General features: G+C 53.3%; 12 protein-coding genes. All 12 read left to right on the forward strand.

Annotated elements, in window-relative coordinates; translation table 11 throughout:
* The first annotated feature begins 19 nt into the window (after window positions 1-19).
* Window positions 20-4,018, forward strand: coding sequence for a DUF3683 domain-containing protein (locus tag Hfont_RS03530; protein ID WP_112990826.1), 3,999 nt, complete (start codon window positions 20-22; stop codon window positions 4,016-4,018).
* Between the two features lie 2 nt (window positions 4,019-4,020).
* Window positions 4,021-4,452, forward strand: a complete 432-nt coding sequence (locus Hfont_RS03535; RefSeq protein ID WP_112990827.1) for an HIT family protein — start codon at window positions 4,021-4,023, stop codon at window positions 4,450-4,452.
* 60 nt (window positions 4,453-4,512) lie between these two features.
* A complete protein-coding gene (locus tag Hfont_RS03540; protein ID WP_112990828.1) occupies window positions 4,513-4,950 on the forward strand; it encodes a gamma-butyrobetaine hydroxylase family protein in 438 nt (145 codons plus the stop codon).
* 96 nt (window positions 4,951-5,046) lie between these two features.
* The gene (gene ubiE, locus Hfont_RS03545) at window positions 5,047-5,781 is read left to right on the forward strand and encodes a bifunctional demethylmenaquinone methyltransferase/2-methoxy-6-polyprenyl-1,4-benzoquinol methylase UbiE (protein ID WP_112990829.1); all 735 of its coding nucleotides are present in this window, start codon (window positions 5,047-5,049) and stop codon (window positions 5,779-5,781) included.
* Window positions 5,782-5,789: 8 nt separating this feature from the next.
* Window positions 5,790-6,743, forward strand: coding sequence for a Tim44 domain-containing protein (locus Hfont_RS03550; protein WP_112990830.1), 954 nt, complete (start codon window positions 5,790-5,792; stop codon window positions 6,741-6,743).
* Window positions 6,744-6,871: 128 nt separating this feature from the next.
* Complete coding sequence (locus Hfont_RS03555; RefSeq protein ID WP_112990831.1) at window positions 6,872-7,462, forward strand: ubiquinone biosynthesis accessory factor UbiJ; 591 nt, start codon at window positions 6,872-6,874, stop codon at window positions 7,460-7,462.
* Complete coding sequence (ubiB, locus tag Hfont_RS03560; RefSeq protein ID WP_112990832.1) at window positions 7,459-9,021, forward strand: ubiquinone biosynthesis regulatory protein kinase UbiB; 1,563 nt, start codon at window positions 7,459-7,461, stop codon at window positions 9,019-9,021. The genes Hfont_RS03555 and ubiB overlap by 4 nt, the downstream gene beginning before the upstream one ends.
* A 108-nt stretch (window positions 9,022-9,129) precedes the next feature.
* Entirely contained in the window at window positions 9,130-9,726 is a 597-nt protein-coding gene (locus tag Hfont_RS03565) for a hypothetical protein (RefSeq protein ID WP_112990833.1), read from the forward strand.
* 94 nt (window positions 9,727-9,820) lie between these two features.
* Complete coding sequence (locus Hfont_RS03570) at window positions 9,821-10,921, forward strand: ABC transporter ATP-binding protein (RefSeq protein WP_112990834.1); 1,101 nt, start codon at window positions 9,821-9,823, stop codon at window positions 10,919-10,921.
* Entirely contained in the window at window positions 10,884-11,837 is a 954-nt protein-coding gene (locus Hfont_RS03575; RefSeq protein WP_241522998.1) for an ABC transporter permease, read from the forward strand. The genes Hfont_RS03570 and Hfont_RS03575 overlap by 38 nt, the downstream gene beginning before the upstream one ends.
* Entirely contained in the window at window positions 11,830-12,615 is a 786-nt protein-coding gene (locus Hfont_RS03580; RefSeq protein ID WP_241522999.1) for an ABC transporter permease, read from the forward strand. The genes Hfont_RS03575 and Hfont_RS03580 overlap by 8 nt, the downstream gene beginning before the upstream one ends.
* 20 nt (window positions 12,616-12,635) lie before the next feature.
* On the forward strand, window positions 12,636-13,709 hold the full coding sequence (locus Hfont_RS03585) for an ABC transporter substrate-binding protein (protein WP_112990835.1): 1,074 nt from the start codon (window positions 12,636-12,638) through the stop codon (window positions 13,707-13,709).
* Window positions 13,710-13,893: the final 184 nt, after the last annotated feature.

Raw genomic sequence — 13,893 nt, forward strand, 5'->3', positions numbered from 1 at the left:
TAATTCAATTGACCCACTGATGAACGCCCCAGTACAAATTCAGACTCTTCTTGCCGATGCTCCCGGCGGCGCTGTGCCTACGCGCTTGCGTGAAATTCCCTATAACTACACTTCGTTTTCCGACCGTGAAATTGTCATGCGTCTGTTGGGCGAAGATGCGTGGAGCCGACTCTCCGAGTTGCGTTCCGAGCGCCAGACCGGCCGTTCAGCCCGCATGCTGTATGAAGTGCTGGGCGATATATGGGTGGTGCAGCGCAATCCGTATTTGCAAGATGACATGCTGGACAATCCGAAGCGTCGTCAGGCCTTGATCGATGCGTTAAATCATCGCTTGAGTGAAGTCGACAAGCGCCGCAAGAACGATCTGGCCGCTTCCGGCGATGCCAATGCAGAGCATAGGGCGGAAGCAGTCGAAGCCCTGGTGCAATCGGCGATCAAGGCGGTGGCCGACTTCGGCGAAGAATTCCGCAAGACCTATGATTTGCGCAAGCGTACGAACAAGGTGCTGGGCCGTTACACCGCGAAAGACAATATCAAGTTCGACGGTCTGTCGCGTGTCTCACATGTGACGGACGCAACCGACTGGCGCGTTGAATACCCATTTGTCGTCTTGACACCGGATAGCGAAGATGAAATGGCTGGCCTGGTCAAGGGCTGTATCGAACTCGGTTTGACCATCATCCCGCGCGGCGGCGGCACCGGTTACACCGGCGGCGCAATTCCGCTGACGCCTATGTCGGCCGTCATCAACACTGAAAAACTGGAAGGTCTGGGCGCTGTCGAAATGACGATGCTGCCCGGTGTCGACCGCGAATACGCGACGATTTATTCCGGTGCCGGTGTGGTCACCAAACGCGTTTCCGATGCGGCTGAAAAAGCCGGTTTCGTATTCGCCGTCGATCCAACTTCTGCTGAAGCGTCGTGCATAGGCGGCAATATCGCGATGAACGCCGGCGGCAAGAAGGCCGTGTTGTGGGGCACTGCGCTCGACAATCTGGCGAGCTGGCGTATGGTTGATCCGAATGGTGACTGGCTGGAAGTCACGCGTCTGGAACACAACCTCGGCAAGATACACGATGCGCCAATCGCCAAGTTCAAACTGGAATGGACGCATCCGAGCGAGAAGGGCAAGACCAACCAGCCCTTCAAAACAGAAACGCTGGAAATCGTCGGCCGCACCTTCCGCAAGGAAGGTTTGGGCAAGGACGTTACCGATAAATTCCTGTCCGGTTTGCCCGGCGTGCAAAAAGAAGGCTGCGATGGTTTGATCACATCGGCGCGCTGGATCTTGCACAAGATGCCAAAACATACGCGCACGGTTTGCCTGGAATTCTTTGGCCATTCGCGCGATGCAATTCCATCGATAGTTGAAATCAAGGATTTCCTCGACGCCGAAACCAAAAAAGGCGGCGCGATTCTGGCCGGCCTCGAACATCTGGACGAACGCTATCTGCGCGCGGTCGGTTATGCGACCAAATCCAAGCGCGGCATCTTGCCGAAAATGGCTTTGTTCGGCGATATCGTCGGCGACGATGAAAACGCCGTCGCGCAAGCAGCATCCGAAGTCGTGCGTATCGCGAACACCCGCGTAGGCGAAGGCTTCATTGCCGTCAGCCCGGAAGCACGCAAGAAATTCTGGCTCGATAGAGCCCGCACTGCAGCGATTTCCAAGCACACCAATGCATTCAAGATCAATGAAGACGTGGTGATTCCGCTGGATCGCATGGGCGAATATTCGGACGGTATCGAACGCATCAACGTTGAACTGTCGATCAAGAATAAATTGCAGTTCCTGGATGAGCTGCACGCATTTTTCACTAAAGACAATCTGCCTTTGGGCAAGGGCGATGATGCAGAAGGCGACGATATTCCCGCAGCTGAATTGCTGGAAGATCGCGTACATCAGGCTGAAGAGTTGATCGCTGCTACGCAAGCGCGCTGGTCGTATGTACTGGCTAATCTGGACCAACCTTTGCGCGCGGCAAAAGATGAATTGCTTGCCTTGGGCATGGAAAAACTCGCGCCTGTCTTCAACGAGCGTTTGCAAGTGCAACCTAACGCCACCGTGTTCGACGTGGTGCAGGACCGCACTGTGCGCATCTCGTGGAAAGCGGAAGCGCGCGTGCCTTTGCGTCAGATCTTCAGCGGCGCGGCATTCCGTCTGATTCTTGAAGAAGCCAACGCTATTCACAAACGCATTTTGCGTGGTCGCGTATTTGTCGCGCTGCACATGCATGCGGGTGACGGCAATGTGCATACCAATATTCCGGTCAACTCCGATCACTATCAGATGTTGCAGGACGCGCACGCAGCAGTCGCGCGCATCATGAAACTGGCGCGTTCGCTGGATGGCGTGATTTCCGGCGAACATGGAATCGGTATCACCAAGCTGGAATTTCTGACCAACGAAGAATTGGCTGATTTCCGTTCATACAAAAAACGCATCGATCCGGAAGGCCGCTTCAACAAGGGCAAGCTGATGGATGCGCCGGAGTTGAGCGCCGATCTGCGTAATGCGTACACGCCATCGTTCGGCTTGATGGGCCACGAATCGCTGATCATGCAGCAAAGCGATATCGGCGCGATTGCCAATAGCGTCAAGGATTGTTTGCGCTGCGGTAAATGCAAGCCGGTATGTGCGACGCATGTGCCACGCGCGAATCTGCTGTACTCGCCGCGCAACAAGATCCTCGCGACTTCGCTGCTGGTTGAGGCCTTCCTGTACGAAGAACAAACGCGGCGCGGTATCTCAATCAAGCATTGGGAAGAATTCGAAGATGTCGCCGATCATTGCACGGTTTGCCATAAGTGTCTGACGCCTTGCCCGGTCGATATCGACTTTGGCGATGTGTCGATGAATATGCGCAACCTGCTGCGCAAGATGGATAAAAAATCGTTCAATCCGGGTACGGCTGCATCGATGTTCTTCCTGGGCGCGACCGATCCGGCGACAATCAATGCAACGCGCAAAGTCATGATCGACTGGGGCTACAAGGCACAGCGCTTCGGTCACGATGTACTGAAAAAACTGGCGAAGAAACAAACCGCAGCACCACGTGCGACTGTCGGCAAGCCGGCCATCAAGGAACAGGTAATTCACTTCATCAACAAGAAGATGCCTGGCAATCTGCCGAAGAAAACCGCGCGCGCCTTGCTGGATATTGAAGACGATAAAGTTGTGCCTATCATTCGTGATCCCAAGACCACCACGATGGACACGGAAGCGGTGTTTTACTTCCCTGGTTGCGGTTCCGAGCGCCTGTTCTCGCAAGTCGGTCTGGCAACGCAGGCGATGTTGTGGAATGTAGGTGTGCAAACTGTCTTGCCGCCGGGCTATCTATGCTGCGGTTATCCGCAACGCGGCACCGGCAATTACGAAAAAGCCGAAAAAATCATCACTGATAATCGCGTGCTGTTCCATCGCATGGCCAATACGCTGAATTATCTGGATATCAAAACAGTCATCGTCTCTTGCGGTACTTGCTACGATCAGTTGCAGGGCTATGAATTCGAGAAGATTTTCCCGGGTTGCCGCATCATCGATATCCACGAATATCTGATGGAAAAAGGCGTAAAGCTGGAAGGCGTGAACGGCGTGCGTTACATGTATCACGACCCTTGCCATACTCCGATGAAATTGCAGGACCCGCTGAAAACGGTGAATGCCTTGATCACCACCGTTGACGATCAAAAGATAGAGAAGAACGACCGTTGCTGCGGCGAATCCGGCACCCTGGCTGTGACGCGGCCAGACATTTCAACGCAAGTGCGTTTCCGCAAGGAAGAAGAAATGATCAAGGGCGCAGACAAGTTGCGCACGGACGGCTTTGCCGGCGAGGTCAAGATTTTGACTTCATGCCCATCATGCCTGCAAGGTTTGTCGCGCTACAACGATGATTCTGAAACCACGGCTGACTACATCGTGGTCGAAATGGCCAAGCATTTGCTCGGGCCAGACTGGTTGCCGGACTACGTCGCACGCGCCAACAATGGCGGCATCGAACGGGTGCTGGTGTAAGCATGGCCGCAGCCTGTGAGTTGTGCGAAGAGTCCGGCGGAGAAATTCTTTTCTGCAATGAACAGTTGCGCGTCGTCTTGATCGCCGATGCGAATTACCCCGGCTTCTGCCGCGTGATCTGGAATGCACACGTCAAGGAAATGACTGATCTGGCGGTAGAAGATAGATCGGCCTTGATGCGTGCGGTATGTCAGGTTGAGGCGGCGTTGCGCGAAGTCTTGCAGCCGGAAAAAATCAACCTGGCTTGCCTCGGCAATATGGTGCCGCATTTGCACTGGCATTTGATTCCACGCTTTACCGACGATGCACATTTCCCCAATCCTATCTGGGCACCAGTGGTACGCCAGACTGCCGACGATATACTGTCGCACAGACGCGCCTTGTTGCCAGCCTTGCGCGCTGCGGTCATACGCAACGCATCTTGCATAGGCTGAGCCGCTGATTTCAATTGCAGATGCAAACATGCATCTGCGCAATTCGAACGAGAGACAATCATGACTGGTTCCAAACAAACACCTCCAGCGCCACAACCAATCGGACTGACAGTACGCAAGCAATCGCGCGTGCTGGAAATCGAGTTCGATGATGGCAAAAGTTTTTCGCTGCCATTTGAATTGCTGCGTGTCTGGTCGCCATCGGCAGAAGTGCGCGGCCACGGCCCGGGGCAGGAAACCTTGCAAACCGGCCAGCGCAATGTAGAAATCACCGCAGTCGAACCAGTCGGTAATTACGCAATCAAACCAGTGTTCTCCGATGGTCACGATACCGGCATTTTTTCGTGGGAATACCTGCACTACTTGGGTAGTGATAAAGATGCCTTGTGGGAAGATTATCTGCGCCGCCTGGAAGCCGCCGGCTTCACGCGTGACAGTGGGCGCGACGCACCCATGAACAAAGCCATCGTGAGCGGCAGCGGTTGCGGCAGCCATTAATTTTGACAACTTTTTTGCCCAGTCAAAAAATAAAATTCACGCTTATTTCACATTTTCTTAACGCATGTATAATCTTAGTTAATTGAGCTGCCAGACATGACAAATTCAACACATTTCGGTTATCAAACCGTCGCTGAAGAAGAGAAGGTTCACAAGGTCGCTGAAGTGTTTCATTCGGTGGCAGCAAAGTACGACGTGATGAACGATGTCATGTCGGCCGGACTGCATCGCTTGTGGAAGACTTTCACGATTGCGCAGGCTGGCATACGTCCTGGCTTCAAGGTGCTGGATATTGCAGGCGGTACCGGTGATCTGGCCAAGGCATTTGCCAAAAAGGCCGGACCGACAGGTGAAGTCTGGCTGACGGATATTAATGAGTCGATGTTGCGCGTCGGGCGCGACCGGCTGTTGAATAATGGCATGATCATCCCAACATCCTTGTGCGATGCGGAGAAATTGCCATTCCCCGATAACTATTTTGATCGTGTGAGCGTGGCTTTTGGTTTGCGCAACATGACGCATAAAGATGCAGCGCTGGCAGAAATGCGGCGTGTTTTAAAGCCCGGTGGCAAGTTGCTGGTGCTGGAGTTTTCCAAGGTTTGGGAACCTTTGAAAAAGCCGTACGACGTTTATTCGTTTTCCGTGTTGCCGTGGTTGGGTCAACGCATTGCAGGCGACGCCGATAGTTATCGCTATCTGGCCGAATCGATACGCATGCACCCCGATCAGGAAACACTGAAAAAAATGATGCAGGATGCAGGACTCGAAAGAGTTGAGTATTTCAATTTGACGGCCGGTGTAGCTGCATTGCACACCGGCATAAAACTTTAGGAGACAGCATGAAGAAATTATTATTGGTAGCGGCAGTTTTGGTCAGCTCGATGACTTTCGTCGCGACCGAAGTGCAAGCTAAACGCATGGGTGGCGGCGGCTCTATGGGTAAGCAATCCCAAAGCTACCAGCGCGCAGCACCAGCGCAATCATCGCCAACCAACACTGCCAAACCGGCAGCTGCACCAGCCGCCGCTGGCGCAACAGGTGCGGCAGCCGCGGCTAAACCTAGCATGATGCGCAACATCCTCGGTGGCGCATTGCTGGGCTTGGGTCTGGGCGCATTGTTGTCTCACCTTGGTTTGGGTGGCGCAATGGCCAGCATGATCAGCACCATGTTGATGGTTGGCTTGTTCGCATTCGCCGCGATGTTCATCTATCGCATGATCAAGAACAAGAGCGCTGGCAATCAAGCTGGCAACCAATCCGGCATGCAGCCTTCGTACCCGAATAACTTCTCGGAAAAAAGCAGCACACCTGAAATCGGTTCGCGTCTCGACCAGTCTTACGGTCAACCTTCGGCTCTGCAATCAGCAGCGCCTCTGGCATCCGGTTCGGCGTTTGGTACAGGCAATGATGCCGCCAGTGATTTGCCGCCAGATTTCGACGTGCAATCGTTTATCCGCAATGCAAAAACCTATTTCATCCGTCTGCAAGCAGCGTGGGACAAAGCTGATGTCAATGACATCCGCGAATTCACCACACCAGAAATGTTTGGCGAGTTGAAAGCGCAATTGCTGGAACGCGGCGCTTCGGAAAACCATACTGATGTCATCTCGCTGGAAGGCGTGTTCTACGGCGTAGAAACCGTAGGCGACGATTACATCGCCAGCATCAAGTTCACCGGCCTCATCAATGAAGGTGCCGGCGCGCCGACAGAACCATTCAGCGAAGCGTGGAACCTGTCCAAGCCAGTCAATGGCAACGGCGGTTGGGTGCTGGCTGGTATTCAACAGTTGTAATTCGAGATTTGCCGCTATGTAGATAGTTAGCCCGCCTTACGGCAAACTGCTAAACTTGAAGCCGCCCGTGAATAGTCACTGGCGGCTTTGTTTTTTGCGGCGCCATTTTTTGCATCACCATTTTTTCCATGACTTCTTTTTCCCCCGCCAACGTTTTCCCGGCTGCCATCAATCACCTGCTTGCGCAGGAAGCATGGGCGCGCGCCAAACTGATGCCGCATGCAGGCAAGATCGCCGTGTTCGATGGCGGTGTGCTGGCAACACGCTTGAAAGTGACAGCCGACGGCATGCTGGAAGCCGCTGCGGCCGATGATGTGGCGACAGTCACCATACGCGTTGCTTTATCCGATCTGCCTGTCATTATGCAAAATCGTGAGCGCGCATTCTCGTACGTGAAGATAGATGGCGATGCCGATTTCGCGAATGCGATTTCGCAATTGAGTAATGGTTTGCGTTGGGAAGCAGAAGACGATCTGAGCAAGTTCGTAGGCGATATCGCAGCCAACAGAATTGTAGGTGGAGTGCGCTCTGCCTTGAATAACGCCAAAGCGCTGCATCAATCCGTGAGCGAAAACATGGCCGAGTATTTTCTGGAAGAAAAGCCCATGTTGATTCGTCCGCAAGCAGTAACCGAATTTACCGCCGACGTGACCAGATTGCGCGACGACGTCGCACGCTTGGCCAAGCGGATAGAAAAGCTGAAGGGCAGTAAGCAATGATATTGAAATTCCTCCGTGTTCTTAAAATCCTGCGGGTTGCGATCCGCTATGGCCTCGATGACATCGCGATGTCCGGCCTGAGAATTCCACGTACGACCAAACTGCTCAATCAAATCATGTTCTGGCGCGATCTGTCCGAGCCGCGCGGCGTGCGTTTGCGTCGTGCGCTGGAAGACCTGGGCCCGATTTTCGTCAAGTTCGGTCAGGTCTTGTCGACGCGTCGCGACCTGATGCCTATCGATGTAGCTGACGAACTGGCACGCCTGCAGGATCGCGTGCCGCCGTTTTCATCCGAGCTGGCGATTGCGCAAATCATCAAGTCGCTGGGCGCGCATCCGGATGTACTGTTTGCGCATTTCGAGCCTGAGCCTGTGGCTTCTGCATCGATTGCGCAAGTCCATTTCGCGCGATTGAAAAACGGTAAGGACGTCGCTGTCAAAGTGCTGCGTCCCGGCGTCAAAAAATCGATCGATGACGATGTGGCCTTGATGCATATTGTGGCCGGCTTGGTGGAAAAATTATGGGCCGATGGCAAACGACTGAAGCCGAAAGAAGTCGTCGCCGAGTTCGACAAGTATCTGCACGACGAACTGGACTTGATGCGCGAAGCCGCCAACGGTAGCCAGTTGCGCCGCAACTTTGCCAAATCCGATTTGCTGGTCGTGCCGGAAATGTACTGGGATTTTTGCTCGACCTCGGTCATCGTGATGGAACGCATGATAGGCATCCCGATTTCGCAAACCGATCGATTGATAGCGGCTGGCATCGATCTGAAAAAACTGTCGCGCGATGGTGTAGAGATTTTCTTCACGCAGGTATTCCGCGACGGCTTCTTCCACGCCGACATGCATCCGGGGAATATCCAGGTCTCGGTCGCGCCGGAGACCTTTGGCCGCTACATCGCACTCGATTTCGGCATCGTCGGCACACTGAATGATTTCGACAAAGACTATCTGTCGCAAAACTTCCTCGCCTTCTTCCGCCGCGATTACAAACGCGTCGCCGAAGCGCACATAGAATCCGGCTGGGCACCGAAAGAAACGCGCGTAGACGAGCTGGAATCCGCAGTGCGCGCCTGCTGCGAACCTATCTTCGACAGACCATTGAGTGAAATTTCATTCGGTCAGGTCTTGCTGCGCCTGTTCCAGACTTCACGCCGCTTCAATGTAGAAGTGCAACCGCAACTGGTGCTGCTGCAAAAGACGCTGCTAAACGTGGAAGGTCTGGGTCGCCAGCTCGATCCTGAACTGGATCTATGGAAGACCGCAAAACCGTATCTGGAAAACTGGATGAACGAGCAAGTCGGTTGGCGCGGCTTCCTGGAAAATCTGAAAGCAGAAGCGCCGCGCTACAGCAAACTGCTACCTCAATTGCCACGCCTCGCGCATCAGGCGTTGACACAAGCATCTGAGCCACGGCAAGACAATACCGAGTTGATCAGGCGCTTGCTGGAAGAGCAGAAGCGTACGAATTTGCTGCTGGGGATTGCGATTTATTTTGGCGGTGGCTTGATCGGCGGTGGTTTGTTGACTTTGGTGTTTTTTACTTTTGGTGGTTAATGATCATGTCCCGTGAGTGGGAATGCGGTGAGCTTTTACCATTGAAAACTGAAAATAACTAAGTCACTGATACGTGATTCTTTTTCCATTGAAATTTAGCTGATAATCATGAATGCAAATGACGTCGTAGAACTATTAAGTGATAGTTTACGCACCGCTAAAGAAGCGGGAGCCTCAAGTGTGCCTATCGAAAGATTGGAAGCTTTTTCCCTTGAAATAAAACGGCTCGTTCAGAATTCTCCTTCTGAACAGGCGCTTCCAGAAGTGCAAATGGAACGTTACAAAGCAGAGTTGACTGCATGGATCGGCGATAAACAACATTTGCATGCGTGGAATTTGGAAATGTTGAGATCAGTCATTGTTGCAGGGCAGGCTGCATTGAAAAGCTCTCTACTAATCAACGGTGCTGCAGCAGTAGCTTTACTTGCGTTCATAGGCAATATGGTGTCAAGCAATAAATCTTCAGTTGTCATTGGAACAGCTGAAGCATTAGTTTTTTACGTTTTTGGTGTTCTAGTCGCGGCCGTCGCAACGGGGCTTACATATTTTTCCCAAGCAGGATATGGCAATGAGTTTGGTAAATATTCTCGCACTATGGGTTTAGCTGGGCACATTGGGGCAGTGATTTTTGTTTTGGTTTCATACGTTATGTTCGGATACGCATCGTTTCTTGCTTATCGGATGTTCATATGCATCGCTAATTGATCGATCCTTCGTTCGTTAGACATCTCTGCAATTTGCTACAATTGCCCCGGTTTTTTCATTCCCCGTAATCCCTTGCAGCCCGGCCCAGGACAAGATGGCGCTCCTCGAAATTCGCAATCTCACTCGCCGTTTCGGCGATAACACCGTAGTCGACAACATCAGTCTTTCGATTGAGGCTGGCGAGTTCTTTACGCTGCTGGGTCCTTCGGGCTGCGGCAAGACGACGCTGCTGCGCATGATTGCCGGCTTTGACGAACCGGATGCGGGACAAATTCTGCTGGATGGCGTTGATCTGACCGGCGTGCCGCCCGAGCAGCGCGCGGTGCGTACCGTGTTCCAGAATTACGCCTTGTTCCCGCACATGACGGTGGCAGGCAATATCGCGTTTCCGTTGGAAATGGCGAATACGCCGAAATCCGAAATCAAGCAAAAAGTCGATGAAGCGCTGGAAGATGTGCGCCTCAGCGGTTTTGCTGCGCGCTATCCGCATGAGTTGTCCGGCGGTCAGCGCCAACGTGTATCGATCGCGCGTGCGCTGGTAACGCGTCCCAAATTGCTGCTGCTGGATGAGCCGCTGTCTGCGCTGGATGCACAATTGCGCGAGCAGATGCAGATCGAGTTGATCAATCTGCAGAAGGAAGTCGGCATTACCTTTGTCTATGTAACGCATGATCAGGCCGAAGCGCTGGCGCTGTCGCATCGCATTGCGGTGATGAACAAAGGGCAGGTCGAGCAACTGGATGAGCCAACCCGTATTTACAGTTATCCACGCAGCCGCTTCGTTGCAGACTTTATCGGCACCTGCAATTTGTTCGACGGCACCGTGACGCACATAGCCGGCAATATGATGTCGCTGGACGTGCCCGGCATGGGTGCTGTGAAGGCGCTGGCGGTGGCCGGTGTGCAAGTCGGCAGCAAGGGCACGATTGCATTGCGGCCGGAAAAAATCGAGGTCAGCGCCGAGATTGTGAGCGGCGTGCCGGATGAAAATCACTTCGACGGTTATGTAAAAGAATTGCTCTACATGGGCGGCGTCACCGTCTATATCGTCGAGACCGAAGGCGGTGTGCGTATCGAAACCATGCTCGCCAATTCTGCGATTGGACGTCCGCGCTTCTTTGAAGTCGGTGATACCGTCGACGTCGCATGGCGTGTCGATGCCGGTCACTTCCTGGCTGAAACTGTTCATGTCTAAAGTGGTGGCAAAAACAGTCAGCAACCCTGCCAGTGGCAAGCAATCCCTGGCGCGCTGGTTGATCAGCGGGCCGCCGTTGCTGTATCTGATTTTCTTCTTCGCAGTGCCGACGCTGATCATGGCGTTTGCCGCTTTCCGTTATCCCGGCGATTACGGTGGACTCGCGCCCTTGTTCGACGAGAGCGGTGCGCTCGATCTGACGCTGGAAAGCTTCACGCCGTTTTTCTCCGATTTCGTCTATACCGCGATCTTCCTGAAGTCCTTCCTGTTCGCGATTATCACGACGCTGGTTTGTTTGTTGATGGCGTATCCGCTGGCGCTGCTGATTGCACGCAGCCCGCAGAAGTGGCGCAGCCTGCTGGTGCTGCTGGTGATACTGCCGTTCTGGAGCAACTTCCTGATTCGTATTTATGCGTGGATTATTATTCTCGGCCCGCAATCGGCATTGACGCGTGGTGTGAATGCGGTGCTGGGTGTGTTCGGTTTTGAGCCTGTGACTTTGCTGTACAGCGCGTTTGCCGTGATCGTCGGCCTTGTGTATGTGCATTTGCCGTTCATGGTGTTGCCGCTGTATGCCAATCTGGAAAAACACGATCCGGCCCTGCTGGATGCAGCGCAGGATTTGGGCGCGAATGCGTGGCAACGCTTTTGGCGTGTGACTTTCCCCTTGTCCTTGCCTGGCGTGTATGCGGGCGCGGCTTTGGTTTTCATTCCTGCACTCGGGATTTTCGCGGTATCGGATCTACTGGGCGGTACCGGCGGCATCATGATAGGCAACGTCATCAAGCAGCAATTCCTCGACTCACGTGACTGGCCGTTTGGTAGTGTGCTGTCCATCATGTTGACGGTAGCAGCGCTGGCGGCGGCCGGTTTGGCGGCCTTGCTGGCAAGACCTCGCAGGAGGGCAAATGGCTAAGCTCACCACCAAGCGACAATCGCTCTGGCTGACCATGACAGCGGTGCTGGTCTACGCATTCCTGTATCTGCCGCTGGTGATTGTGGTTGTGTATTCGTTTAACGATTCACGTTTGAATGCGGAGTGGGTGGGCTTTACGCTGGACTGGTATCGCACCTTGTTTGCCGATGACGAGATGCTGCGCGCGGCGGGCAATTCGCTGATCATCGCTCTGGTATCGAGCGCGGTGTCGACCGTATTGGGAACGATGGCGGGTTTTGCGCTGCATAGGTACAAAATCCGCGCGCTGCAGATACTGGTGCTGACGCCGATTGCGATTCCGGAAATTCTGGTCGGCGTGTCGCTGTTGATTTTCTTTGTGATGTTGAATCTGACCTTGGGCATGCTGTCGGTGACATTGGCGCATATTGCTTTCAGCCTGGGCTTCGTCGCAATTGTGGTACGGTCGCGCTTGAGTGGCATGGATGAAAGCCTGACCGAAGCTGCGCGCGATTGTGGTGCGACACCTTGGCAGGCGTTCAAACGCGTGACTTTGCCGCTGATCATGCCGGGCGTAGTGGCGGGTGCGCTGATGGCGTTCACCTTGTCGATCGACGATTTCGTGATTACCTTCTTTACTGCCGGCGCGAATACTTCAACCTTGCCATTGCAGATTTATTCGATGATCAAGATTGCCGTCACGCCGGAAGTGAATGCTGTTTCGACCTTGTTGATGGCATTGACTTTGCTTCTGATTGTTGTAGCTTCAAAACTGTCGCCTAACGCATTCCGTTCCTGATTCTTTTCTCTGGACTCGCCATGAAAAAATTATTCGCCATTGCTTCGCTGATGTTGCTTGCCGTTTCTACCGCCAGTTCTGCGCAGGCGCAAAACAAGCTGCATTTGTACAACTGGAATAACTACCTTGCAGCAGAAACCGTGCAGCGCTTTGAAGCGGCATGCAAATGCCAACTGGTACAAAGCTACTACGGCGATAACGAAGAAATGCTGGCCAAGCTGGCCGCCGGTGCCAAAGGTTACGACCTGATCGTGCCGACCGGGAATGCCTTGCAATCGCTGATCAAGCAAAACGCCTTGAAGCCTATCGACAAGAGCAAGCTGAGCAACTTCAAGAACCTGAATCCGCAATATCTGAATACTGATTTCGACAAGGGCAATCAGTACTCGGTGCCGTATGCGTACACGATCACGCTGCTGGGCTACAACGAGCAAAAGATGAAAGAGCTGGGCGTGCCTGTCGATAGCTGGGCTGCGATTTTCGATCCGGCGATTCTGGCCAAGATCAAAGGCAAGGTGACTGTTCTTGATTCAGCCAACGAATTGATGGCAGCGGCATTGAAATACCTCGGTTACTCGGTCAATGACACTGATGAAAAACACTGGCAGGAAGCCAAGAACGTGATCCTGAAAGCCAAGCCGTACTGGGCTGCGTTCAATGGCACCAGTTACATCAAGGGTTTGACGGTGGGCGATATCTGGCTGGTGCACGGTTACTCCAGCGATATTTTCCAGGCTGATATCGATGCGCAAAAAGCCGGTCGCAAATTCCGTATTCGCCATGCCTTGCCAAAAGAGGGCGCGGCGATGTCACTGGATAGTCTGGTGATTCCAAAAGATGCGCCGCGTGCGGATCTGGCGCATCAATTCATCAATTTGGTGCTGGATGGCAAAAACTCGGCCGAGCTGACCAATATGATAGGCACCGGCAATCCGAACAGTGCTGCGCTGGCTTACATCAAGCCTGAGATTTCGAAGAACCCTGCGATCTTTCCTGATGCTGCCAATGCGGCAAAACTGGAGATGCTGAAAGACTTGAACAGCAAGCAGCGTCGTGCGCTGAATCGTATCTGGACGGAAATTCGCGCCAAATAATGAAGTGTCATTTCCCTGCGAAGGTGAAGATTTTGATGTCATCTTCGCAAGAAAACACTCTAATGCAGCTGGCGGCAGGCTTGCCACTGTAATCAATCGGGCTTTTTTCGCCTGGCAGTAAATATGGTGCCACCCAAATCCGCAGTAAATCGGGGCTGAAAACCTTTATAATTCAGGGTTTTGT

It is taken from the genome of Herminiimonas fonticola (assembly GCF_003293745.1).
Classification (GTDB): domain Bacteria; phylum Pseudomonadota; class Gammaproteobacteria; order Burkholderiales; family Burkholderiaceae_D; genus Oxalicibacterium; species Oxalicibacterium fonticola.